The following is a 25,882-nucleotide window of genomic DNA, read 5'->3' on the forward strand; positions in this document are numbered from 1 at the left end:
GTTTATCGGCGATGTTAGCGAAATTGCTCAATACGATATTGCGGATTGCCGAGCCGGATGAAGAGGTGCCTCGATATCCACCATTCGCCAAAGGGCTGCCGGTGATCCCCGCAATTAAAATCCTAGAGTCTCAAGACGAATTAATTAAAAAAATCAAACACTATTTAGGTGTCACCGACCAGGAATATCAAGGGCGGGTATACCCCTTAATATTCAATTACGCGCGATTTGTGCATTTGTTACCTGCGTCGGAAAAGCATCACCACCGCGGCGCCGGCGGGTTATTCCGTCATGGACTAGAGGTCGGTTTTGAAGCTGTTTATAAATCCCATGGCGTGCTGTACGGCATGGATGAAAACCCAGGTAGACGAAAACAACTGACGCCACGCTGGCGATTGGCGATATTCATTGCCGGTATGTTGCATGATTTAGGCAAGCCGGTCACCGACGTTGAAATTAAATCCGAGGATGGCGCTTATAACTGCAATATAGTGGGGGACGATATTGAAGCCTGGGCGAGGAAGCGCAAAATCCAACGGTATTATCTGAGCTGGCGAGTCAATCGGAATGGTGACCATGAAATTGTTTCACCGACTTTAATCAATAAGGTCATCACACCCGAAGTTCAGGAGTATTTAAATGAATACGGGCCGACAATCTACAAAGAAATGCTGCTCACAATTGCCGGCACCTCACACAACTCAAAGATGTACTCACTGGTAATGGATGCCGACTACCTCAGCGTAGAGAAAGACCTTAAAAATAACTGCATACCCATTGACCCGTCGATAGGCGCACCGATCGAATGGTTCATATTAGACGCCATGCGGCAACAGATTAAAAAGGGAACGTGGACCGATAATGCCAAAGGGGCGGTGGTTTGGCGTCTAAAAGAAGGCACCTTTATCCTGTGGAATGAAGCGGCCGAAGATATTAGCCGTTTGATCACGAAAAGCAATATTCCTGGAATACCAAAACACCCGGATACGCTAGCCGATATTCTGATCGATCGCCAGCTTGCCGTCCCATATCGCTTGAATCCGCAAACCGTCAGGCGCTACTGGACCATTAAGCCTGGCAGCATGGACCTGCCGCTTAGGGTGCTCAAGTTGGTGGATCCGATGAACGTGTATACCGACGCACTGCCTTTGATCGTCGACGGACATGTGATTCACATCGAGACCGAGACCGACGGTCAATCCGATGCGGTAGCACAGGATGGTGAAGCGGCCGTAACCCCAACAAATCACGACAGCGAGAATTCAATCGACGCGGAGCAGGCGAACCCGGAATCTGAACCGGAAATACCGTCCGGAGGCGTCGTGGAAATAGAGACCTCGATAAAGGCTCAACCAGCAACGCCGCCCCCGGCGCCAACAAATCATTCCCAACCGAGTCCGGCCAGTCCTGCGCTGAACGCAGATGACAATAGCAAGGTCAATACCGCGGAGGCCAAAGCCGCCAGACAGTGGTTGGCCTCAAAGCACGCGGCCGGCGCCTTGTTGATGCAAAGTCTTGACGCGATATCCGCGGAATATTTTCAAATACAACCGAATGGCCGCGTCTTGATGTTGCATCTGAATATCGCAGCGGCATTGGACCAAAAGCCCATCCATATCATCACGACAATAGACGCCGCCGGCATGATCGAAGTCGATCCGCGCAAACCCATGGTCAAGGTTACCGAACTGGGCGGCGTCAAGGGCGTACTGCTGAACAAAGAAACCAGCCGATACCTAACGGTACTGATCCAAAACGCGGAAACGCCGCCGGTTCCCCCAACACCGCCTCAAATCGCCGCCACCCCTCCGGGTACCAACCGCCCAACACCAAGTCGCGGACAACCCCAGAGAGCGCATACAGCGCAACGCAATGCGACCCATGAGATTGATCAACTCATACAAGCGATTAAAGCCTTCGAACTGCCGCTTGCAGTCGATCAAACGGATGATAGCTTGATCGTGGATATGGTGTTACTGAGAGGTTATATCGAGGAACGGCAGTTATTCGAAATGAAACAGTTATTGCGATATGCCTTCGAACGACCGGATATTTCGATCGATAACACCAATAAAAAATTCATCGTTAAAAAGTAATGAAAGACGAATACGACTATCAATTACCCTGGCGGCCCAATTACGAGATTACGGCCATTGTGGTCTGGATCGCCTTTGGTCTTGTGTCGTATTTGATGTATCGGTTTTCGGAATTACCGAGCGAACCTTTTAACGGACTCATGGTGGCGTGCGTCTTTATGGCGGTCAAGCGCGTGCCGGCCTCGGCCGGGGTGTGGTATCGAAAGCACCGGCTCAATTACTTCAAATTTCAGCGGTTCAATGTCGCCAGTCTGGCCGGTATTGTTCGGCGCCACCCGGATCAATGGTGGTTGGGCTGGGGATTCGAGTGGAACCAAAAGCACGCCCAATTGGCTTACGACATCCAGAAGCGCGATTTAACCGGATTAATCCCGGTCAATCATGATCGGATGGGGGCGACATGGATCCATGGGTTAGGCTTAACCGAGGATTACATTCGGCAAGCGATCTCGCACAGCGCCGGCCACACCTTGATCGTTGGCACCACTGGTGCCGGAAAGACCCGCTTGTTCGACATCTTGGTGACACAGGCGGTGTTGCGTAACGAAGCCGTGATTATTATCGATCCCAAAGGCGACAAAGATCTGAAATGGTGCGCCGAACGCGCGTGCCGACTTTCGCGGAACCCGGACCGGTTTGTCTACTTCCATCCGGCTTTTCCGGACGAAAGCGTCCGTATCGATCCGTTAAAGAATTTCAACCGCTCGTCCGAGTTGGCCAGCCGAATTGCCGCGGTCAGTCCTGGTGAATCCGGTTCGGATCCGTTCAAGGCCTTTGGGCAAAAAGCCTTGGATAACATCGTCCAAGGCCTGTTTGCGGCCGAAGAACAACCGTCCCTGGTGAAGTTACGGACTTACCTGGAAGGCGGTCCGGTGCCGTTGGTGATTAAGGCCTTGGTGCGATATTTCGACAAGGTGCTCCAATTCGATTGGCGCAGTAGTATCGGAATGAAAAGAATGGATCTGAACGACAAAACTGCGCAGTTGCTGGTCAAATTTTACCGGGAGCGAGTCCAGCGGGAACGGCAGAACACCGACCTGGAGGGGCTGATTTCCATGTTCGAACACGACCGCACGCATTTCAGCAAAATGATCGCCTCCTTATTGCCGCTGATGAATATGCTGACCTCCGGCAGCTTAGGCGCATTGTTGTCGCCGGACCAAAGCGACTCGAACGATACACGGGCAATTACCGACGCGGCCGAAATCATTAAAGGCGCTAAAGTCGCATACATCGGTCTGGATTCCTTATCGGACAGCATGGTCGGCAGTGCTATAGGCTCCATTCTGTTGGCCGATCTGGCGGCTGTCGCCGGCGACCGGTACAACCACGGCGTCGATAACCGGCCGGTCAATATTTTTGTCGATGAAGCGGCCGAAGTGATTAACGACCCTTGCATCCAGCTCTTGAATAAAGGCCGCGGCGCACAATTCCGGTTGTTTATTGCCACCCAAACCTTTGCGGACTTTTCGGCCCGACTGGGTTCCGAAGCCAAGGCCAGACAAATACTGGCCAACCTCAACAACTTGATCGCGCTCCGGGTGATGGACGCCGAGACCCAGACCTATATCACCGACAATCTGCCCAAAACCCGATTGAAGTACATCATGAGAACTCAGGGAGTTTCTACCCATTCAGCGAATCCAGCGGTATTTTCCGGAAATATCGGCGAGCGATTAATGGAGGAAGAGGGCGACTTATTCGCCCCGCAGTTATTAGGCCAATTGCCTGATCTACATTACATCGCCAAATTGTCTGGCGGCCGCATCGTCAAGGGCCGTCTGCCAATACTGATCTCTGACCTGGACAAGGAAAAAACCCATGCCTCGCAAAAAAATGCGTAAACCAAAACAAACCGCGGAAGAAATCATGCTGAATCGATGGCGCAAATTAAACCCCACCGAGAATCGAGATTTGCAAATACTGGAATTGGATTGGCCGGTTGCGATCGACATTCTCCAAGCGGCGATCAAGATCATGACCGATCATCACCATAAGGCAGATCAGTTGGAGGACGTGATCACGCAACTGATGTCTCAGGTACTGATCGCTTACGCGCAGGCATCCAGGCAGCATCATACGGACGATGCATATCGTCTGCTCCGGACGGTCGAATCGATTCAGCGCTTTTTGCTCCACAGGTATGTAATGGACGTATCGATTGAGGCCTTGGTGACCAACCCCAGAGTTGTCGCCTTGATCCAGCGAGCAGCGGCGTAATTATGACCAAGAGCCTCATTGTCACCTTGATCTTGTGGGCGGCCGAAGTATTTTTGATTGCGGTATTGGTGTCTGACCAATGGTTAACCAATATGCAAGATGCCGAAGACCGGATGATCATCGAATATCTGGGCGCTGACAACGATCGGCGGATTCGGGATGAAGCCAATGCGGTATTCAACGCCATGCTGGTGGAAACCGGGATTCAACGTAACGTGTACCATTTTTTCATCCCCACCGTTGCCGAGCGCGAGAAATCGGTTGGGTTTGAACATTTCGGGCAGACCGATTATTTCCCCCTCGTCCAAAGCAAATTGGACGTGCTATTCGGGACGTTTTACCAATCGCTGCGGCGTTTTTTCTTACTGTTGTCCTGGTGGCCGTTTTTAATCGCCGCAGCCATACCCAGTGCGGTGGACGGCTTGGTGCAACGCAAAATCAAGCAATCCAACTTCGATTATTCCAGCCCGTTGGCGCACCGGTATAGCTTCTACACCGTCATCGGCATTATCTACTTGCTGCTGCTCGGCTTGACCTTCCCATTTCCGATCCCGCCGCAGGCGATGCCGATGGCCTGTGTCGGTATCGCCTTTGCGATGAACGTCTATTTTGCTCACACCCAGAAACGAGTATAGCCAGGAGAACCTGTATGAATCCATCCGGACAGACCGGCCGCTTAGTAGTCCTGTTAAGTCTGCTTCTTCTAGCAGGTACCGCTCAGGCACAGAGACTGGTTGGTGTCGTAATAGGCGTGCACGACGGCGACACGCTGACCTTACTCACCGACGACCGGCAGACCTTAAAAGTGCGCTTGGCCAAGATCGATGCGCCTGAACTCAGTCAAGCCTATGGTCAGGCCGCCAAACACGGACTATCCGACACCACCTACCGCCGCCGAGTTACGGTCGAATATACCCAGCAAGACCGCTACGGCCGCCTTATTGGCCACGTCGACGTGGGCGGTCAGGACGTTAACTTGGCACAAGTAGCCAAGGGCTTGGCCTGGGTGTATCGGCAATACAGCAATGATCCGGTATTTCTTCAAGCCGAGCGCACCGCTCAAGCTAGTCACCTCGGGTTATGGCAAGATCCAAGTCCTATTGCGTCTTGGGAATTTAGACGTACCGAGGATGCAAGATGAAGATGGCGATGGCGAAAGCGAATCCGGCAGACCTCGATATGGCCCTTGAACTGGCGTACGCGCTGGAAGCCATCAGCAGCCGATACGGCGCTACCATGCCCGAGAAAATCGCCAAGCCGCAAGACGATGAAGACGACACCGAACCCTTTTCTGTTGATGACAGTGAGAATTGCCGGCGTGTGTGCGAATACCTGATTCGCTTGGCACGCAGCGCGTCCTTGTTCCGCGTCGTCATGGGAATGACCGTGTTGCTGGATCCGACAAACAAGGTCGTGGACCCCACCGCCAGCACATTGGAGCATCACCCCGACACGCTAGCCGCACTGGCGGCAATGGCCAAGTCTGCGTCGGACGGCACGGAATAACAGAGGAGACGTCGGCATGCTGTTTACTGCCCCTGAATTCATGTACCTGTTTCTGCCGGCGACCGTGCTGTTGTGGTGGTGGCTCATGTCGCGACACTACGGAGAGATCGCACAATGGTTCATCGTCGGCTGCTCGGTGCTGTTCTATGCAGCATGGAGCGCCGAGTACGCCTTGCTCTTGGTCGTCAACGCCTTACTGAATTTCTATTGGGGCAAACGGATTGCCGTCACTCACTCCAAAATCAGGTTAGTCTTGGGCGTTGTGTACAACCTGGGGCTTCTGGCCTACTTCAAATACGCCGATTTTCTGATCGAGACCAGCAACGCGCTGACCGGTAGCCAATGGCCATTGCTGCAGGTGATCCTGCCGCTCGGAATCTCGTTTTTCACCTTTCAGGCGATTGCCTATTTAGTCGCTTGTGCCAAAGGCCGGGTCGACGATTTCGATCTTGGCCGTTTTGCGTTTTCCATTTCGTTTTTTCCGCATCTGATTGCCGGCCCGATCCTGCATTATTCCGACATCATGCCGCAGCTCCGGCAAGGCATCCGCTTCGATCCGGAACGCATGACCAAAGGCTTGTTCCTGTTTGCGGCCGGACTGTCCAAAAAGACCGTGATCGCCGATCGCCTGGCGGCCGTGGTGGATCCCTTGTTTGGACTCAGCGATCAGCTCACCGTGTGCGAGGCCTGGGTAGCGGCCGTGGGGTATGGCTTGCAAATCTACTTCGACTTCTCGGGCTACTGCGACATGGCCATCGGCGTCGGATTGATGTTCGGACTCGTGCTCCCGCAAAACTTCGCTTCGCCGTATCAAGCCGGTACGATCGCCGACTTCTGGAAGCGCTGGCATATCACGCTCTCGCGGTTTCTGCGCGACTATCTGTACATCCCCTTGGGCGGTAACCGGCAAGGCTTTTATCGTGGATTGTGGGCCGCGGCCATCACGATGCTACTAGGCGGCTTATGGCATGGTGCCGCCTGGACCTTCGGCGCCTGGGGAGCGATGCACGGCGCCATGATCGCGCTTTATCGGCTATGGACCAAGACCGGTTATACGATGCCGGGTTATCTGGCCAGAACCTTGACCTTGCTTGGAGTGTTTTTCGCCTGGGTGCTATTCCGGGCGGCGAGTATTGACCAGGCACTAGACATCTGGCGGGCGATGTTGGGACTCAACGGGATATCGGTGCCGGTCATGCTCGCCGGCTGGTTCAGGTCCGAGACGGTTCCGATATCGGGGCTGGTCAACGGCCTGGACATGCTCGCCATCGGCTTCCTACTGGCGATTTGTCTACGCTACCGCAATGCACAAGCGCAACTCGACACTTTCACCCCGGATCTGAAGGCACTCGCGACGTTTGCCGGTTTATTCTTCGCCGGCACCTGGCTATCGGCAGCCCATGAAAGCTTCATCTACTGGTCGTTCTAATTTCGGCCATTTCTGGCGTGCCGCTTTGGCCGTGAGCGTGTTGATTGGCGGGGCGATGCCGGTGTGGAACTGGCTGGTGAATCCCTACCAAGTGTTCGATGTCGACCAAGGCATCGGCGAACCTTACACATCCCCGGCGACCAACGAGCGTTACGGCAAGGTGAGCCATCTGTTGAATCAGATATCGGCGCCGGACCCGGAGCAGCCGATTGATTGCCTTATGGTCGGGTCATCGGTGATGGGCTTGCTCGACCCACGGCTCTTGGCGCAGTATTTCCCTGAAAGCCGGTGTTACAACCTGGCATTCTTGGCGGGTCGGCCGGGTGAGATCCTGGCCACGTTAAACGCGTTGATCGCGCAAGGACTGCCACTTAAGCGGATCGTCTACGGATTGGAGCCGTTCGCCTTTTCCGACCCGGTAAACGAAGGCCCAGCCAATCGATTGCATCCGATCGTGACCGGCGAATCGCGCTGGAAATTCTATTTGAATTACCTGTTCGAACCCAGCCTTGGCGATGGGATAGGCTACCTGTTCGACGCCTTAAACCACACCATTTCCGTTAGATACGATATAGACCATACCGGCCGGTATCAGTTGGTCCGGTACGAGACGGAAATACAGAGAAACGAAACTGAATTCGTCAACAGACAATTCGAGCAGGGTAGGGGACCCAAGTCTGTTTCGCCTTGGATAATGAGGCGATTCGACGAGTTTAAATCGCTGGTGGAGTTTTTAAATAGCCAACAGATCGAAGCTTATTATTATTTGAACCCGCTACATCCGAGTATTGCGAAAGTCTACGGGACATCGGGATTGGAGGAGTTCAAAACCCGGATTTCGAGTAGAACAGGTGGCCGGACTATTCCCGACTGCTCACTCTTGCTGAGTGAAAACGCGAATATCCGATTTTACGATTACAAGCATTTTCGGACGACGGAATCGACAACGGTGTTGGACTGTGCGTTAGGAAATGGCTCAAGTCAAAGTCGACAGCAGAGTGGCAGGTGATCGACAGACGTATTTGCACACTTGAAATGATACAGGATATCGAGTGGAACACGACAGACCAACGGAGCGAAAAACGCGTCATTTGGGGCTGGGGACGTGCGGCTGCTTTTACAGAAACCTCGCTTGCGGTTGAAGCCTAGGAACCCACCGAATCATCTTCCTTTGGGGGAGGCTGCGAAAGCTCTTTAGTTAGGAAGTGAAGGTAAAAATGGATTGTTAATGACTAACGAGCCAATAGCTTGACCATGTTGCATGTCTTCCGAATACAATATTGAGCACCCGGCGTCCAGCGCCGCGCTGACAATCATGCTGTCATACAACGAAAAACCAAATTGTTCGGCAATCGCCAAACCTTGTTCGTGGATGCTGACGCTCAAAGCTTGAGTTTCACAGATACTTCGGATAACCGACAAGGTTTCGCGGATTTCGACATACGTCATCTTCAGCTTGCGCGACGCTACCGACGCAAATTCATTCAACACCTGCACATTGATTACTCCGCCGAAGGCGATAATCTCTTCGGCGCGGTCTGCTTTTTGATTGTCCTCAGACAGTAAATACAGCAAGACGTTGGTATCGAGAAACGGCTTAGCGGTTTTCATTCGCTTCCAGGCGGTCAAACTTAAAATCAGCGGGTAGGCGCCCACGAAATTGATGCAATTTGGCTAACAACGTCTGTGCCGAAGGTTTTTTATCTAGTTCAAATACCCGTTCGCCGACGATATGTACTTCAATGTCATCGCCTTCCTTTAACTCTAACGCTTCTACCACCGTGGCGGGCAAACGAATAGCTAAACTATTACCCCATTTTGCGACTTGCATGTGCCTCTCTCGACTCATTAAAAGATATACATAGCACATTGTATATCCATGAGGCAATGAATGCCATTGCCTCTCATGGTCAACCCTAAGCCGATGATCGAAGTCTGCGGAAACCCCGCCGTTCTGGCGCAAACCAGCCACCCATTCCGATTAAAACCGCCACCGGTGTTAACCGGCGTGTAAATTATTCCAATTTTTGATCAAAACGAGCGTCCAACTCTTTCTAGGATGACAAAGGCTTTGGTTTCATTGAACAAATCGCGGTAGAGATCACTTTGCACTCTTTGGTGTGATTCACGGCAGCGGTCGGAAAAGTCTGAAGGAAGGCCAGCGCGCGGCCATGGAAGTGACTTCGAGGCCCAAAGGTCCGCAAGCCGAAAACGTGACCCCTTTATAGTTGTCGAAGCAATGGCTCGGCAAGACGTGAAACCAAATCCTAACTAAGCTATCGTTTTTATTATAGGAAATGCCTTGAAATTGCATTAATTTAACATAATCCATCTTATGCGAAGTCACATTTGTTAATGCAATATAGTAATGTCCTGTTTTAGCAAAGTTGAAATGTCCTATCTGGAGTCACTTAACCACGCGTTAATTTACCCGGGAGTCGGAAGCTATGAAGGCATTTATGACCATGAACCCGCCAGAATGACATCGCGTCGAAGTTATTCAAAAATTATCAGATAACTATTTACGTGCAGCGTGCGGTAGTTATCATCCTGACGATGCCTCTCATGTGATAATCAGCGAATTATGACGAACGTTACCACCGTGAGAGCGAAGCATGGGCATTCAGGATAGAGATTACTACTGGGAAAAACATAAATCAGCGTCAAAATCGAATGTCAGTGACTTTGACCAATTGCTCAAGCGCAATAAATACACCAAGAAATCCGCCAAACAGAACGCTGGCGGTTTTAAATATCTTTTGATGCCGGCACTGATGCTGTTCGGGCTTTGGCAAGGTGCAGATAGATTGCTGAAACAAAGAGCGGCTCATCACCCAACATCGCCAACCATTTCCATTCCTGGTGGTTCTGATCCTGTTGCTATTCCCATTTCAGGCGGTCTTGAAATAACGGCCGACCGGCAAGGACATTTCCGAGGGACGACATATATCAATGACGTTCCAATGCCTTTCTTGATTGATACCGGCGCAACCATAACCTCAATTCCTGCCAGCTTAGCCTATGCTGCTCGCCTGCCCGTTGGTGCCCAAATAAACGCACATACAGCCGGAGGCCAAGTTGTAGACCGGCTTACTAAAGTAAGCCACCTGAAAATCGGCAATGCGGAAATCCAAAATCTTGATGCGGCCATCAACGAGCATCTGGAAGAAGTGCTGATCGGCATGAATACCTTGAAGTATTTCAATATCACCCAAAGCGGCAACACCATGACACTGGTGGCCAATGGTTCTTCGCCCGAACAGATTACTAGGGCTTCAGCTTCAATCATGCCGCCATCCCCTGTTCGACCAAATATTTTGGCTGTAGAACAACCCATTGCAAAACCAGAAATTAAGCGACCAACAACCATAAAAAGAACTGTAAGTTGTGATGCCAACAAAGTATGCACCACGAAATACAGCGACCGCTGACATCAGTATCAAATACCTTATTCTTGGTCATTGCGTATTCCAATTAAATCCACCACCGATTCCAATGTCAAAACCACCAGGCATTCCAATCGAAATCCGCCAGTGGTGCCGACCGGCCAGGAGCAGACGATCATGACTGTCCGCTTGCAGGTTGTGTGGCCGTTCCAGTCGGCTCGGTGCACTTTGGACGTCTCAGACGTGAAGGTCGGGGCTTCGTCTAGGAGGAATCGAATAGAAGCTAGGTGCGAGAGGTGGTCTGCAGAGGGGTGCTTAGCCCCGGTCCATTGTGCGCAGGAGTGTGCATCCGTTTCGGGCAAGAGTTTCAGCAGCCTCGTCATTTGAAAGGCCCCACAGCGGGCCTAGGCCTTCGGCGGTTCGGATGGCGTTCCAAGGCATGATTGGTTTGCCAGCGACCTTCGCAAAAGGCCCATCGCTTTCAGGCACAACGCGGTCGCGCGGCATCGCCGCTGCCAAAGCTCGACCATTTGCAGACTCAAACATCGCCGGACCGATACTGAACCAACACCCGTGCGCTGCGGCGGCCTTCAGTTCGGCCAAGCTCCCAGAGAACCAGTGCATGACCACAGTTCCGAAATTCGGGTGTCGCTTAAGCTCGGCCAAAACATCTCTGACGGCGCAGCGGGAATGGACGCTAAGAGTTCTTCCACCTAGCTCCGCGGAACGTGCTATGACGGCGCCGAAAATCCTGCGCTGGACTTCGTAGTGAACTTTGAAGCGAGGCGATCCATCAAGGCCCACCTCACCCACCGCCTTGACCCTAGCAATCTGCTCCAGCAGTAGGTCCAGTTCTGCGGCGCGCTCTTGGGCAATCTCGGGATGGAGTCCAGGTGTGATGAGTACTGAGGGCAAGGGCTCGAGCGCACTCGACGTAGCCGCAAACGCCTTTGGACTCGTGGTCACCAACCAGGTGAACTCATTGCGCCGAGCGGCTTCGCGATAAACCTCCCTTGCTCCAGGGTAGAGATCCAGGTGGCAGTGAAAATCCATCATAGCAGTCCGTCAGCTTGGAGCAACGCCTCCAGTTCACCGAGACCAGCTTGGAGCACACTCCGATAGGAACCTCGCTCGCTAGGCGTTGCAAATGCCAGCGTGGCGCCAAGGAAGCGGTCCAATCCTTGTTCACGCACCGATAGTACTGCCAGGGTTGCCGCCATCGGGTCGTCCGGTCCGCTAGACTTGTCGGAACCGGCCAGCGACGGAAAGGCATATGTAGTCCTGTCGCGGCCAGAGCCCCATGCGAGGAACGCTCCCCGTCGAATCATGCAGGGAACACAGCGCCCGCAGTGCGTGCGGTTGTAGGTTCGGAAGCGGCCACAGCTCGTGGAATCTGAAGCGATGGTGTCCAGCAAGACTTGGTCCGCGCATTCGCGAAGCATTTCGCCCTTAGTTTTGAACCGATACGGTAACTCGAACCGCACACCGATGCCCAGACCATCGACCAACTCCTGCAGCTTCGCGATGAACAGCGGGTGCGTCGTGCGGGTGCTGAGACTGGCAACACGCCCAGGTACGAGGGGCGGATTGACGCAAATGAAGCCGTTCTCGGGGACGAAGACCTGCACAGGCCGACCGACAATCTTGGACGCCGCCATTACGGCGAACCCATAGAATGCCAGCGACCTTCCACGGGTCGAGGGCTCACGGCGGCCGGTAAAGCTGATGCCATGACTCCACTGCATGTGGGTGGCGCCGCCGCCAAGCAACGTAGCGTACCTGCGTTGCCGCTCGGAATCCTCGTGAGCCAGCTGTGAGACAAAAGCCGGCAGACGCCCTGCGGCCACCAGGTCGATGCCCCCAATAAGGCTGTCAAGGCCTCCTGACAGCAACGAGATACAATCGTGAGCCAGCGGCTGAGGTCTTCCGTTCGGAGGAGCAACCCCGCCCTCCACAAAGTGGAGTGTCCAGTAGTCTCCGGTTAGTACCTTCAACATTTTCTCGGCATGAGCCTTCCACGGCGCCCACCAAAGTGGCTCGTGCAATGCGACGGTGAGCTCGATGGTTCGCGTCCAGCCATCAGAGCTGGTACTCCGAAGGCAACAGAGGTCTGCTGCGCAAACGGACAGACAAAACTGTATGAAATCCCACGCCTGGGCGCTCGGCGTGAAACCCTTTCGCTTCAAGGAACCACGCCAGCCCTGTGCGATGGTTCCAACACCAGAACGTTTTGCGCTCTTGAACAGTGTGAACGTGTGCTCGCCATCTTCGAGCGTTGCTGGCAGGTGATCGACGGACGTGCACAGCACCTTAATCATGATGCAAATACCTCCATTGCCGACTGCAGTACTTCACGGGAGAGCCGTTTGGGGTCGAGCCCTGTTCCACCGAGTTGTTCCATGACGACGCGAACTTCCGACTGAACGTACTCCCGCATGTCCTTCCGAAACAGCTGGACTTGTTGCGGGTCGTGCCTCAGCCGCTCGTAGGTCTGCCCGAGTTGCAGGTCCATGCGATTGCAGACATCGTTGGCGATGGTGATGGCCATAACGTCGTGAATCTGCGCGTCCGTGAGATTGAATACGTCGATGCCAGGATTTAGCTCGTAAAGCAGTCCGAGCGCCTCGGCTGCGGCATTACGCAGCGATTCGTCATCCACACTGCCCGTATCTGGCATGACCTCCTTTACCAATTCCAAGATGAGGTCGTCAGCAGCGAGATTCGCGGTCCGCGTACGATTTACCCAGTCAACAACCTGCGGGTCGGACCCATCGCGGGCGGAGGCCAAGAACTGCCCGAGGGCACCTGCGCCCTGGGCTGTGCTTCGCATTGTGGAGGCCGCGCGTCGCGCACCGCCCATGCCATTGGTAACCATGCTCTTGGCCGCAGCGCGCAATGACTCGCGTCCGCCACCGCCAAGGGCGGCGGACATCTTGGAGCGCGCCTCGGCGAACCTTCGACTGGGGGCAAAAGCCTCATCAGCTGTTGCTGGCTCGCCGGCACCCGCCGGTCCGTCTGCTCCAGCTTCCGTGCCCGTGTCAGCGGGCTTGTGGTCACCCCCCTCTCCAGAACCATCATCCCCGCCACCGGCATTACCGGCAGGCGCTGCCTCTGGCGTCAGCCATTCCGGGTCAAACGGCGAGCCGGCTTTGCCACCGGAGCTTGACGTTGAGGTTCCCACTACCTGACTCCCTTCTTCGATTGCTGGATGGCCGCCTTAGTGGGCTTATCCACTGAGGCGTCCAACTCCCACTTGTCGAGGGTGGGACGCGCCCACGTCTGCGCGTACAGAAGGGGAATGACGCCAGGGCCGACCTTCCCCACCGGCGCTTCCGCCAACAGCGCCGAGGCTTGCGCAGCAAGTTCTGGAAAGACTTTGCAGGGCTCGATGAGTGGGACGACGTCTTCGCCCGAGCGCCAAGTCCGTTTAGCGGCTTTCAACTGCCAAGCTTTACCCATGGCCAAACCTGCCTGGATGGCGCCAGCAGTGCGTATTGCTTCGGTTAGCGGCGCGTTCGAATTCGTCGCAGCGGCCAGTGCGTCGCGCAACGCTCGTCCTTCGTCGGTCATGTTGTCTGCGCCGAAGTCCCGAGTTGCAGTGTCCCTGCTCAAGTGCAGCAAGGGCCGGAGGTCTACCTCGCCCAGCGATGGCTTGAGCTGCAACCACTCGCGCGAAAAAGGGTCATCCTTGAATGGCTCTGGGAGGGGCGTACCGGGGCCCGCAGCAGCCGCGGCCTCCGCTTCACGCAAGATTGGCACTCGCCCGTCGGCATCCGACGAAACCCTTGCGGCCAATGCGTTGGCTAGCGTCTCGTCGCACCGCTCGACAAGGTGCCATTTCGCAAGAGACGGGATGTCGAGGTCGATGCCCTGAGGTGCAGCCAAGGCCGACCGCAGGTAGACCGTGTTCAAGAACCGCTTCATTAACCGCGGGTTCGCGTTCACGGCGCTCGACTGGGTAAGCAACGGCGCCAGACCTTCAGCGAGTTGCATCAATGCGAGCATGGGCGCGTTACTTGAGCCAACAAGGCTTTGCAAGAACTCGGACGTGACGGCGTCGCCCTTCCAACTGGTCTGCAGGCGCTTCGGGATAGACTCCTTCGCAGCATCAAATCCGCTCTTGTTGAAGATGTCGTCGGCATGGGCACGCTCCATCAGCAGTAGTGCTAGGTATGCCTTTGCTTCATTGATGCCGAGTCGCGGAACGTGCAGCGGGACCTGGATTAGCTTGTCGAAGTAATTTGTTGCGACTTCGCCGGATATACCAGTGCCCTCGAAGTGCACCCGTACCGCTCCGCGAATGAACTCGTTATCGGCCGCCACCACGAAGGCGCTGCGCTTGAGGAAGAGAAGAAGGCGAATCGACTCCAGCGTGGAGATGGCGGTCTTGGGCAGGCAGCGGTCCAGGTCATCCACGAAGACGACCAGCGTAACCTTCAACTCTTCGAGCAGTTCTTCGAGGGCATTGCGGAACGCCTGAATTTCATTGGGCAACGAGACCGGCTCTGCCGTCTTGAGCAGGTCGTTGGGCATTCCCTTGTCGGTGGCCTTTTCCTTCTTCTTGCCCTCTCCGTCGTCCGACTCCTTGGTATCGTCGTCCTCGCCAACTCCGAAGAGCCCTGCAGCTTTCATGACAGCTGAGCCGATGCTGCCGACGGGCACACCCGTGTAAAGCGTTACGGCCGCTTCACCGCCCAACTGGGCGAGGCGAAGGAAGTTGATGCGCTTGAGGAGGCGCTTTGCCTTCTTCAACAGCGGCTCGTTCTTAGCCGCTAGACGTAGAACTTCGTCGCCAACCAATTGCAGCAGGGCGCCCCGTGCGCCCTCGAAGTCCTGATAAAGCCACGGGTTGAAGGTGACGACGATGTAGGAGTTCGTCCCCGGGGTGTCGGCCTGTTTCAGACGGTATTCAATCATCCTTACCAACGAGGTCTTGCCGACACCCCAGCCGCCAGAGACACCTACCGAAATCGGCGTTCCGTTCGCCTGCTGCAAAAGCTTTGCGCATGCGTCCGCTACAACGCCAAAATTTAAATAGTCGACGGTCGTTTCATTGTCTGACCACATCTCAATCAACCTCCCTTTTATCTGTAGCGACTCAAGCTTATATTCGGTTGCGGGCAGTGTAGCACCCTGTCACCGGGTAATAAGGCAAAACCGTTTGGATCCAACGGCATGGAAAAATCCTTCCCCCGTATTCACTTCTCTCCGAGCGGATATCTGGGGCACCGACCGTAAGATTCCGTATCGAAACTTGGTGTATGTCCGCAGCCAGTTGATCAAAAAGTACACCGCGCGCCGGAAGACGGAGTTCAAGCCCATCAACGCTGAGCTGATCGGAGCACTAGGACGTTTGTTCGACGGGCTCATGGAGGAGTACCGCAAGCAGAAGAGCAGTTTGCAGAAACTGGTGCGACCTAGCGGCCGGTCAAAGTCAAGCCGCAGCCGACGCAGGGCCCAGGGTAGCAGGCCTCGTGAATTATGCCCTTTCACCTACACCCTGTCTAGCCGACAAAGTGCAGCATGCTGCACTTTGCGTCTAACCTCGAACGTTGACCGGCCGCTTTTCGGCGTCTGATTTGGAGGTTCCGTTGTCAGTAATGGGTCGATTACGACGATTCGTCCAAGTGAGATTGTTAATGAAGCGGCCATTCTCACAAACACACCACATTCACTTGCTTACCAAACACCTCTTGCACCGTCGGAATCAAATGGTCATGGTGGCTCAGGAAGATAACTTGGGTTTGTTCTGACAATGCCTTAAGTGCTTCAAACCCCGCTTTTGATCGGACATCATCGTAGTTGATAAATAGATCGTCGGCGACGAATGGCAACGGCATGGCCTGTTCCAGGTGCATTTCTAGGGCCGCCAGTCGAAGTGCCAAATAAAGCTGGTCTCGTGTCCCATCACTCATACCAGATATACCGACTAGCTTGCCATCGGAGCGCAGCCCTTCCAATACCATCGGCTCTCGTTCAAAATCCACAATCAGCTTACAAAACGATCCAGACGTTAAGGTCGAAAAGATCGTACCTGCTCGTTGTAACAGTGGCCCCTGCTTCTCTTCTCGATAGCGGTCTATAGACCAACGGAGCAAGCGCCCGGCGGTAAAAACTTTGACATAGCGTTCGGCGGCATCCGACATTTGCGCAAGCGCCTCTTGGCGTTGGGCCTCCGCCTGTGTGGCCGTGTCTGATCCACCGATTTCGGACAAAGCCCGCAAGGCATTTGCATGGTCAGCCGAAAGCGTCGTTTGCTGCTGCACTGCATCAGCAATTTCATCGTTGATATGTGCGAGTTCAGCGGCCAGCTGGACTAGGTTAGCCGCATCAATCTCCGTTTCGATTTGCCTCCGCGTTAGGCCATCGCCCCCATTGAGAAGAGTAGCCTTAGCCTCTGCCAACTCAGCATTTAGGCGGCGCTGCTCGTCAGATCGACCTATTGCTTCATTTAGCAAAGCCGTGGTGTCGACGCCTGCTTTTTCCATTAACGGTTTCAAACTCGCCATGGCGGTTTGACTGGATTCCTTGGCTTCCAATACCTGGCTGTTTGCAATACGCAGGGCTTCTTTAAGCCGACTGTGTTCCGCAAAAGACTCGCGGGCGCGATCTAAACGATGGGCTAATGTGAGAGCAATTTGCTCGGCCGGCTGATCTTTGAGCTCAGCGGCAATGATTTGCGCGAGACGATTGGCTTCAACAGAAAACCCCTTCAGGTCGGCATTCATGGTGTCGATACGCTCGACTTGAATCTGTCGCATCTTGTCTAACTTTTCAGCGATTTGCTCAATGAGCTCAAGAGCGCCTTCCGCCGTGCCAGTATCGCTGTCAGGGGATAACCCCGTCTTGGTGAGCGTCGTAGACCAGGTCTCAGACCAGCGGCTTACCTCCACTTTCGCTTCCTCAGTAGTTTGCTTTAACGTTGTGGCCAGTGACTGCGCGGCAAGTAATTGAGCCGATAAGGTTTCGTGCCGAATTTTAGCACTGTCGATGGCTTGGATATGCTGTTCTGCCTGAACGCACAGGACAGACAAACTATCGGTCTCGACCACAGGCAGCCCGGCTTCTTGTAAGGCCTTGGCGAGGGATAATCTGGATGCGGCAATTGATTGACACAATGACTCCACGTCACTCTGTGCCTCTTGATAGGCAATACCAGCAGACAGCGCCCTCTCCCGCCTAAGCAGCCAGGCACCCATGTCCTCTAAGTGCATGCCGGCCAAATCCATGCCGATTGCCGCTTGTGCCCATCGGTCATCAAACCGCTGAAGATCGTCTGCCCATTGTGAACATTGACTTTCGATCAGCGTTAGGCTCTGCTGCTCGCGTTCCAGCAGTTGATTCAAGCTTTGCAGTTCGGTTGCTTCTTCGACATCGTCGAGCCGCCTATCGGCTACTTGGTCGGCATGGGTCATCTTCTCCTCAAATGTGTGCCCCTCACGTTTCAGATCAATCTCACCCGTTTTAATCGCCTCCCACGCTGTATCGCGTTCAGTCCGTGCTGCAATCACCGCCTCCAGTGTCGTGGGATGATGCAGTGCTTTAAACTGGGCCATTTGCAATTCAATCCGGGCAACCTCGGCGGTTTGATTTTTTAGTCGCAGTAAGTCTGCTTTTCGATCTGCAATAAGGGCCTGCCGCTCTTGCATCAAACGGGTTAGTTTTTCTTGGCTAGGCGGCTGTAGTGCCATTAACTCAGGTAAGGGCTTGCGCCATTGCCCCAAATCAAACAATAAACCGTCCAACGCTGATTTCGCCTTGGTCAGCGTGGCTTCTCGCTTTTGGAGGGCTAGTTCGGTGTCACCCAATGATTTGGCGTTTGCTAACGCCGCACGTAGCGCGGGCTTGATCTCGCCCATTTGCAAGTCAGCCAGTTGAGCTGATAGGGTTTTGATTTCAGAATCCTTGGTCTTTTCAGCCTGTTCTGCTGCCCGTAGAGTCTGAATAATTCCGCCACGGTCGCGGACCAGTTGCCTGAGTTCCCGGCGTACCAGCAGTGTGGGTAGGCGCTGGGCAATGGCGCTTTCAGTGTCTTGGGCCCAACCCAGCTGGGCGCAGGCCTGACCAACCGCCTGCCAAAGCACGGCTATTTCCTTTTTTCGATGGCCGATATCGCCTTCATAGGCACTGTATTGCAGGCGGAGGTTATCCAGTTTGGTTATGTCGGCAGCCCGTTCAAGTACGGCTTCGTCTACTTCGATGTGTGATAACGCTTCCGTGAGGTTTTCAACCTCGCCATTGCGCAGTGCCAGACGCTCAAGGGCGATAGCCAGCTCGCGTTCTGCGCTTGCGAGAGTGGCCGCGGCGTCTGCCGGTAGCTCTATCACCTCGCCGAGTTCAGCCAGTTTCTGTTCGTTTTCCCTAAGCGTTATCAGAAACGGGGCTAGCCTACGGATGCGTTCCAGGCTATTACGTTGGCTTTGGCGTTGCTGATGGCGTTCGCGCTGATGACTGAGTGCTGCTTGCAGAGATTCGACTTTACTATTGGCGTCTACCCAGACTTTAGTGCGAACAGTAGCTTCCTTTAACGCGGTGGTTGCCTTATCGAGCTGATCTGAAGCGATGTAATAGGCCCGCTCATTGGATTTTCGGGGGGCCCACAGCTTATCCGCCTCGGCGACCAGCGCATCGCGAATTTTGCCCAGGCTGGCAACGCCGGCGGCCGATTGAAACAGTATCTGACCCACGTCGTTCTCGGCATTGAGGATGCTATTGCCGCCGGACACCAAGCGGGTATGGTCAAGACCGAACATTTGGTCAAAGAAACTTCTATCCGAAGTCCCAAGGAACGGTGTCAGCGCGGAATCCGACAAGATAGCATCCACTGGCGAGCGCAGGGTTTGTTTTTGCGCTTTAGCGCGCTGAAATTCAAGCGTACCTGCGGCATTGCTAATGTAGGCCCCTAAGCGCAATTCGTTAAGCGGGTGCAGAAAACTATGAACGGAACGCGAAGGAATACCAAACAACAAATCAACAATGGCGGACCGCAAAGTGGACTTGCCGGCCTCGTTGGGTCCGACAATCAGATGAAAGTCCTGTTTGGCCACGGGAAACTCAACCGAGCGGTCAGAGAATTTGCCATATTTGATCAGGTCTAAGCGGTGGAATCGCATCGTCAGTTCACTCCACCTTGGCTAAATGAGATAGCAGCCCCGGACGGACTTCGCGAACCAAGTCCACTAACTCCCCTGCACGGATGGCTTTAAAGTAAGGGACGCTCGTTTGTAATTCCAGGGGCGCTTTGTTGACCAAGCCCAGCAGCTCGTCTTGCAGGCTTTTAAGAAAGTCGGCATCTGATTCAGCGGCCTGCAGCAGGTCCTGTAAATCGGATAGCGCATCGGCACGTGCTCGTAGCGCCTTGCCCTCATCTGCCGCCGAAGTGGCCACCCTCACCTTTTCAATCCAAAGTCGCTCCGCCCCCATGGCGACGGCCAAGGCTAAGACTTCGGCGCGCAGTTGCGACTCCAGCCCGAAAAGATCACCGTGAGCGGCTGTTTTGCCGGTGACGGTGACTCTAACAGCTATAGGAATGGTCGACGGGCTGCTTTCTACCAGTTCGTCGAGGGCTTTGCCTATCATTGACACTACTTCCGATAGCATTTTGCACTCGGTGACATCGACGTCAAGACAGGCCCAGCGCAGAACATCGACGAACAGGCGCTGAATGTCCTGAATGCCCTGCCCGTCTGCCGTCACCTTCACGGCGCCACGTGGTCCGGTCTCCCGGATATGACGACCTTGAAGATTGCCAGGGAAAACCACTGTCGAAGCACCTTCCCATATTTGATGTTCATGCACATGGCCCAGTGCCCAGTAGTGATAGCCTTTGGCATGCAGTTCATCCAAACTACACGGGGCATAGCTGGCATGCGCCGCATTGCCCTCAAGCGCAGTGTGTAGAACACCAATATTGAACATGCCTGGTACCGGTGCCGGATACCCTGTAACGAGGTTTTCTAAAGTCTCTTTTTCCTTAAAACTGCGGCCATGTAGAGCAACCTTGAGGTTATCCAGACGAAACGTGCTGGGTTTGCGGCTATCGAAGGCAAAGACGTTGTCAGGCAGTTGCAGTTTTTTGGTCATTTCACTTTCGGCATCGTGGTTTCCGTACAGCAGGTAAACCGGAATGCCCGCTTTCTTCAGGCGCCCCATTTCTTTGCAAAAATAAATGCCGGTGTTGTGATCCTTCCAAGTACCATCATACAGGTCGCCGGCAATCACCATGAAGTCAACCGCTTGCTCAATCGCTTCGGTCACCAGGTTGGAAAAAGCATCGCGAGTCGCCGTGCGCAGCATTTCCACCGGAGCATCGGCGTATGCGGATAATCCAGTTAATGGACTATCCAAGTGGATGTCTGCGGCATGAATGAATTTCACTGACCTTTCCCCTTTTGTTTTGTGTATCTAAACTAAATGATGTGTATTTTCCACACTACTTTCGCCAACGATCAATAACATCAGAAAAGGCAATATTACTCACTCCAACATTTGAAAAACGCTTCGAATTCCTCCTAACGTTTTCTGCCGTAAAGAGTTCTTCCTATGTCAGTCAGAGGTATGAAGTTTTTCATGATGTTATGCAACTGAGGCGGGGCGCTTCAAGTATTCCTCCCGCCATTCTTTCAGTGCAACCATGTCAGCAAGAAGCTCATCTGGTTTAGGAAGCTCAATCGGTGATTCCGTCGGTTGAGAATGCTCAAACCCGGAATATTTTGTCATAAGCGAATCTAGGAGATTGCAATCTGAATCCTTGAGCTTCGCCAACTCCTTCAGCTTAAGGGTCATAACTGGGCGCTGAAAACGTTGCACAACACCGCAGAGCAGGTCATTTTCAATAGAGCGCTCCACAAGTATTCTAAAATCGCTACAAATGGATTTCAGGAGGATTTCGGCGTACTCGAACTCGCCATTGTCATTTGCGTTCTTTATATCCTGGTAGCGCTGGTTCATAAGTATGTTCAACGCAGATTTAATCTCACCTTGTGATAAAGGAATTGGAGCAGGCTCCCCGGTCCCCCAGTCAGTAGAACGTATGCTAACGACATCTGGCTTTATGGATTTTTTTTCTGCGAAATGCTTGACCGTTCCCAATAGAGAAAGCCTGTGAGTAAAGACGATAACCTGCTTGTCGTGAGATAGCTCAATCAACCGTTTAACCACGGCTTCTTCATAGGTTTGGTCAAGCGAGGATATCGGGTCGTCGAAGATAAACGGAGCCTGACTGCTCTTACCTGTAACATCAGCCAAGAATGCCGCAATAGAGACGATTCGGTTTTCACCCTCGCTGAGCACATCGGCCAAGGCATTCCGAGCAGCGCCGCGAAGCTGGAGTTTATGAAGAACCCGACCTTTGGAGACCTTTGACTTCAAAAGCTCGACCTTGACATGCGAAGCGCTGAGCCCCTTCAGTTCTGCGTTGAACCGCTGTAAGAAGGCATCGGTGATCAATGCTTCGGCCAACTCACCTTTCTTTTTTGACAACGCTAGGGTATTGGTCGACTTCTTGGCTTTTTCGATCTGGTTTAGTAACTTCAGACGGTTAATTTCCGCCTCAATGGCTTCACGATGCTCAGACAGCCACTTTTTGGTTAATAAGCTGTTCAGCGTTTTGTTGAGCTCATCGCGGTTGTCACTTTTCGCGTCTTCTTCGTATTGCGCTGCAAGTTCGCCCAAGTTCTTCGATTGGGAACGTGCCTCTTCAACCCACTTTGATGGCTCTGGTGAGGCTGGAATCGCCTCGTTGGAATCAAATCCGGCCAATTGATCTTTACGGGCCTTCAACTGCGTGAAATATTCCGTCACCCGGGTCTTAAATTCTTCTTGCTGGATACCTGTGGCATCAATTCTGGTTTTCAAAAACTGGTCAATCGGGATGTTTAGTCCATTTAGTAGTTTACATATGCGTTTATATCTCTTATCCGCTATTTTGAAAGCTAGCTGCAGTTCACCTTTTACAAAACTTTCAAAAGAGACGAGCCGATCCTTGGCGTCCTGACTTAGAGTTTGATTGCAAAGGACACAGCGGGAGTCATCAGATACATTGGGATAATCGAGCTCCTTATAGGCCGCGGCAATTGAGTAACTCCGGGCAGCTTCCCAAAGTTCTTTCCAAACATCAGAACCAATACCGTCCAGGTGGCTACTGCTAAAGACCTTATCTGCAGCAGTGTCTGCTGCGAGTTTCTTAAGAATCGATTTCTGTTTGGCCGCAATTATTCGTCGGCAATTTTGATCAGACAGTTGCCTCAGATATTTTTGGGCATCCTGAACGAGCGTATCGATGTGCAGATTCTGCTTTTTAAGTTGTTTGGCCTTCTCAGCTGGCGATTGTTCAGCGAGCCGTTGTTGAAGGTTCTGGATCTCTGTTTCGTCCTTGCTTTCAAAAGAGCAATGTTTGTCGATATCTCGTTGTGTTGTCTTGAAACTTATGCTGTCGTACCAAATGCCTTCAACTGTTGTTTTTTTATCAGAAGGCATATTCGGTTTCTTGGACTGGTGCCGATTGCTCTCTGTATCCAATGCACGCGCAACCTTTTCGCACACTTCTATGAGCGAACTGAAAAACAACAATACGGGTGGCTCGTAGCTTACCTCATCTTCACTGCTTACAAAGACCCGGCCGAACGAAGTGTCAAAAATATCGACGCTACTGAGGTCATCGCAAATGCCTTGCCCCAACCAAGTGTGGCTCTGAGCTGCGCCGTCCTTTTCAAATGCAATACTGGCTTTTTGTGTGACTGAAGGGGGCTTGTAAACATTGCGGTGAAGAGTTCCGAGGTTACGGGCACCACAAACATGTTTGAGCAGCCTGACATAGCCTGATTTCCCCGATCCATTGTGCCCATAAACTACGGTTATGTTGCCCTTGCCAAATTCGAGGGGCTTCTTGGGGGCAAGGGCATTTACTCCCTCTATGTCACTAATAGAACATAAGCGAAGGCTACCAGCCGTACTTTGGGAAAATGCGGATGCCGGAAAAGAGCTGTTTGCCTGGGTAAGCTTTCCTTCTGCTTCTTGATGGCAAAGCGATGCAAGGTCTGCAACATCCATGTCTGAAATTTCGGTCTGCTCTAAAAGCCGAGTGGCAGCAATTTGAAGCCATTTGGGCCGTTCAGAAAACCACTTTGTAATCGATGCCGAAACCTCACTCATGTGACTCTCCCACTGGTCTTGTTTCCGCGCAACTAATAAACGTCACTTCAAACGCCTTACAAGCCCGATACTGCTGTAGGCGATTGGTAAAGGTAAAAGCTTCCTTCATTTCGTAGTTCTGAAAAATATCCAAACCACGGTCTAATGAAATTTTCCATCCGTGATCGGTCAAGATGTGCCGGGCATGAATCGTCCCAGTTTCGTCAAATGCCCATGTGAAATGGATGCCGACCGCGCTACAAGATTCGGCGATTTTATCCAGACTTTCCCGCTGCTGCTCGCCCTTAAAATCGTCCTCAGTCGTAATCAAATGAACTTCAACTTCAGCATCGTCGGATTTATGCCTGACGATGGTTTCAAGAAACTCCATAAAATTACGAAGCTGATAAAACAACCGTATATAAGGATCAGTGATAGTGATCTTGTTAGCGCCCGCCAGATAGGGACCAAATAAAGAATCGAATGAGATTCCTTTCTGGTTTTCCTGAAATGTTAGGTGTTTTTCTTTCAAGACTGGCTCGGCAATATTCCGAGGCGATATCGAAGGGCTTTCAACCGATGAAGTGGGAATTTCTGATTGAATCAATTCCTCCTCGTCACTACCGTCGCCAACCGAACGATGATAATAATGCGGGTACTCTTGTTCTTCCAGCGTCGTGACTTGATACAAATGCTGCGAGGAATCCAGATAGGCAAAATTGACCTTGGCATAGGTCTGATCGATCCGCATCAATTGGTCCTTGACGCGTTTTCGACCTTCAATTGCAAATTTCAGCAGTTCTTCAATTTCGTCTTTGGAAGCTCCTCCATGTGGAAACAAGATTTTCATCAAGCCGGAAAATGTTTTATTGATGCCGTCCCGGTCACGCGTCGAAATATCAGACGAAAGTGAGAAATGCTCTGCGTAGCGATCTGCATAATCATGATTACGTAGAGATCGTAAGACTTCGGCAAGATAATCCACGACGAAACCATAACCATCCGAAAACATCTCGCTACGCAAATTTTCCATTTCCCAGCCGGGAAGAAACCAGTGCATCCGGTCCAAAATGGCCTGACCATCAGAATTTCGGTAAGTCTCCGGCAAATCCATGAAAAGGTTTTCGTGCTTCAGCATGAAGGCAACGTTATGCGAAGTGTTGCCGATATAGACCATGGATGCTTCGGCACCTTGCGGCCCCGTACCCCGATTAAATGACTTGTTAGCCATATAGTTTTTCAACGTATCGATCAGCTTAATGTCAGGCTTTTTGTTGCTTCCGGCAAACTCATCCATGGCGACAACATCCCAATATCCGACCAAGCCGATTTTGCCGGTCGTATTATTGATAAATAACTTCGCCAGGGTCGCTTCGCCACCTGATACCAAAGTGGCATGGGGCGAAAACTCGGAGTAAATATGAGACTTGCCCGTCCCTTTGGGCCCTAGTTCCAATAGGTTGTAATTGCGTTCGCAAAATGGGATTAAGCGGACAAGCTGGATTAACTTACTTCTGCGACCAAAGACTTCTGGATTTAAACCAATGCTTTGGAGCAGAACATCAATCCATTCCTCTGTCGTAAATTGTTTTCTCGCTTCTATATAGCTGTCATAGTCGAAATGGGAAAGCTGAATGGGCTTTAACGATGACAATATCCACGGCGATGCGTTTTGATCTTCCGTAAAATCATATTCAAGGTCGCAAATGCACCAAACACCACCGACTAACAATTTAGGATGCTTCTTTATGGTTCCTGAATCGATCAAGACCTTTTTTAAGCCCAAGTTTTCAAAGATTGCCTCGTAAACGTTTGCCTTGTCGTTTAAATCGACACTGACTTTATCGATCACTTTGTAGCGACCTTTCTCCTTAATGGTCGATCGCACCAGGCCGGCTTCGTTGCGATGGACATAATGCTTGCGAAGGATCTCCTTGACCGTCTCAATACCCGTCTGAATCGTTGCCTCGTCACTGGTCGCGCAATACTGGCCGAGCAAATATTCCAACACGTAAGAGGGAACGATCGCATTCCCCTTAACGGTCTTGACGAGATCTTTTCGAACGACAAGCCCTGGGAAATGGGTATTGATTTTCTCGTCAAGCTGGTTCATT

Annotated in this window: 20 protein-coding genes and 1 pseudogene; 11 read left to right on the forward strand and 10 right to left on the reverse strand. The window is 52.6% G+C overall.

The window, feature by feature from the left end; translation table 11 throughout:
* Window positions 1-11: 11 nt before the first annotated feature.
* Genes mobH through QLH52_RS05670 form a run of 8 tightly spaced genes read left to right on the forward strand, consistent with a single transcriptional unit; the run spans window position 12 to window position 8,260 of the window.
* On the forward strand, window positions 12-2,096 hold the full coding sequence (gene mobH, locus QLH52_RS05635) for a MobH family relaxase (RefSeq protein WP_319960859.1): 2,085 nt from the start codon (window positions 12-14) through the stop codon (window positions 2,094-2,096).
* Window positions 2,096-3,940, forward strand: a complete 1,845-nt coding sequence (gene traD, locus QLH52_RS05640) for a conjugative transfer system coupling protein TraD (protein WP_319960860.1) — start codon at window positions 2,096-2,098, stop codon at window positions 3,938-3,940. Before mobH ends, traD begins: the two co-directional genes overlap by 1 nt.
* Window positions 3,918-4,316 carry a hypothetical protein gene (locus QLH52_RS05645; protein ID WP_157199239.1) on the forward strand — a complete coding sequence of 133 codons (399 nt, stop codon included), beginning with the start codon at window positions 3,918-3,920 and terminating at the stop codon, window positions 4,314-4,316. The genes traD and QLH52_RS05645 overlap by 23 nt, the downstream gene beginning before the upstream one ends.
* A 2-nt stretch (window positions 4,317-4,318) precedes the next feature.
* A complete protein-coding gene (locus QLH52_RS05650; protein ID WP_319960861.1) occupies window positions 4,319-4,951 on the forward strand; it encodes an IncC plasmid conjugative DNA transfer DtrJ family protein in 633 nt (210 codons plus the stop codon).
* 14 nt (window positions 4,952-4,965) lie between these two features.
* Complete coding sequence (locus QLH52_RS05655; RefSeq protein WP_319960862.1) at window positions 4,966-5,457, forward strand: thermonuclease family protein; 492 nt, start codon at window positions 4,966-4,968, stop codon at window positions 5,455-5,457.
* Window positions 5,458-5,465: 8 nt separating this feature from the next.
* The gene (locus QLH52_RS05660) at window positions 5,466-5,822 is read left to right on the forward strand and encodes a hypothetical protein (protein ID WP_319960863.1); all 357 of its coding nucleotides are present in this window, start codon (window positions 5,466-5,468) and stop codon (window positions 5,820-5,822) included.
* 16 nt (window positions 5,823-5,838) lie between these two features.
* Window positions 5,839-7,251, forward strand: a complete 1,413-nt coding sequence (locus QLH52_RS05665) for an MBOAT family O-acyltransferase (RefSeq protein ID WP_319960864.1) — start codon at window positions 5,839-5,841, stop codon at window positions 7,249-7,251.
* A complete protein-coding gene (locus QLH52_RS05670; protein ID WP_319960865.1) occupies window positions 7,223-8,260 on the forward strand; it encodes a hypothetical protein in 1,038 nt (345 codons plus the stop codon). Before QLH52_RS05665 ends, QLH52_RS05670 begins: the two co-directional genes overlap by 29 nt.
* Window positions 8,261-8,445: 185 nt before the next feature.
* Here QLH52_RS05670 and QLH52_RS05675 read toward each other — a convergent pair whose 3' ends face one another.
* Window positions 8,446-8,862 (reverse strand): PIN domain-containing protein, encoded by a 417-nt coding sequence (locus QLH52_RS05675; protein ID WP_096876862.1) that lies wholly within the window; start codon window positions 8,860-8,862, stop codon window positions 8,446-8,448.
* Window positions 8,849-9,082, reverse strand: coding sequence for an AbrB/MazE/SpoVT family DNA-binding domain-containing protein (locus QLH52_RS05680; protein WP_096876861.1), 234 nt, complete (start codon window positions 9,080-9,082; stop codon window positions 8,849-8,851). The genes QLH52_RS05675 and QLH52_RS05680 overlap by 14 nt, the downstream gene beginning before the upstream one ends.
* Before the next feature lie 60 nt (window positions 9,083-9,142).
* Here QLH52_RS05680 and QLH52_RS05685 point away from each other — a divergent pair, with 60 nt between their 5' ends.
* The 3 genes and pseudogenes from QLH52_RS05685 (at window position 9,143) to QLH52_RS05695 (ending at window position 10,682) form a co-directional block, all read left to right on the forward strand.
* Window positions 9,143-9,265, forward strand: a complete 123-nt coding sequence (locus QLH52_RS05685) for a hypothetical protein (protein ID WP_319960866.1) — start codon at window positions 9,143-9,145, stop codon at window positions 9,263-9,265.
* Between the two features lie 65 nt (window positions 9,266-9,330).
* A pseudogene (locus tag QLH52_RS05690) lies at window positions 9,331-9,479 on the forward strand (cold-shock protein).
* Window positions 9,480-9,866: 387 nt separating this feature from the next.
* Window positions 9,867-10,682 (forward strand): retropepsin-like aspartic protease family protein, encoded by an 816-nt coding sequence (locus tag QLH52_RS05695; protein ID WP_319960867.1) that lies wholly within the window; start codon window positions 9,867-9,869, stop codon window positions 10,680-10,682.
* Between the two features lie 270 nt (window positions 10,683-10,952).
* Here the strand turns inward: QLH52_RS05695 and qatD are convergent, their stop codons facing one another.
* The 8 genes from qatD to brxL form a co-directional block, all read right to left on the reverse strand.
* A complete protein-coding gene (qatD, locus tag QLH52_RS05700) occupies window positions 10,953-11,693 on the reverse strand; it encodes a Qat anti-phage system TatD family nuclease QatD (RefSeq protein ID WP_319960868.1) in 741 nt (246 codons plus the stop codon).
* Window positions 11,690-12,955: a Qat anti-phage system QueC-like protein QatC gene (gene qatC / locus QLH52_RS05705; RefSeq protein WP_319960869.1), complete on the reverse strand. Its 1,266-nt coding sequence runs from the start codon at window positions 12,953-12,955 to the stop codon at window positions 11,690-11,692. Before qatC ends, qatD begins: the two co-directional genes overlap by 4 nt.
* Complete coding sequence (gene qatB, locus QLH52_RS05710) at window positions 12,952-13,818, reverse strand: Qat anti-phage system associated protein QatB (protein WP_319960870.1); 867 nt, start codon at window positions 13,816-13,818, stop codon at window positions 12,952-12,954. The genes qatC and qatB overlap by 4 nt, the downstream gene beginning before the upstream one ends.
* Complete coding sequence (locus QLH52_RS05715) at window positions 13,818-15,704, reverse strand: KAP family P-loop NTPase fold protein (protein WP_319960871.1); 1,887 nt, start codon at window positions 15,702-15,704, stop codon at window positions 13,818-13,820. The genes qatB and QLH52_RS05715 overlap by 1 nt, the downstream gene beginning before the upstream one ends.
* A gap of 587 nt (window positions 15,705-16,291) precedes the next feature.
* Window positions 16,292-19,750, reverse strand: a complete 3,459-nt coding sequence (locus tag QLH52_RS05720; protein WP_319960872.1) for an AAA family ATPase — start codon at window positions 19,748-19,750, stop codon at window positions 16,292-16,294.
* 7 nt (window positions 19,751-19,757) lie between these two features.
* Window positions 19,758-21,014 (reverse strand): metallophosphoesterase family protein, encoded by a 1,257-nt coding sequence (locus tag QLH52_RS05725; RefSeq protein ID WP_319960873.1) that lies wholly within the window; start codon window positions 21,012-21,014, stop codon window positions 19,758-19,760.
* A gap of 198 nt (window positions 21,015-21,212) precedes the next feature.
* Window positions 21,213-23,789: an AAA family ATPase gene (locus QLH52_RS05730; RefSeq protein WP_319960874.1), complete on the reverse strand. Its 2,577-nt coding sequence runs from the start codon at window positions 23,787-23,789 to the stop codon at window positions 21,213-21,215.
* Window positions 23,782-25,881, reverse strand: a complete 2,100-nt coding sequence (gene brxL, locus QLH52_RS05735; protein ID WP_319960875.1) for a BREX system Lon protease-like protein BrxL — start codon at window positions 25,879-25,881, stop codon at window positions 23,782-23,784. The genes QLH52_RS05730 and brxL overlap by 8 nt, the downstream gene beginning before the upstream one ends.
* Window position 25,882: the final 1 nt, after the last annotated feature.

The organism is Methylomonas defluvii, assembly GCF_033949435.1.
Classification (GTDB): Bacteria; Pseudomonadota; Gammaproteobacteria; order Methylococcales; family Methylomonadaceae; genus Methylomonas; species Methylomonas defluvii.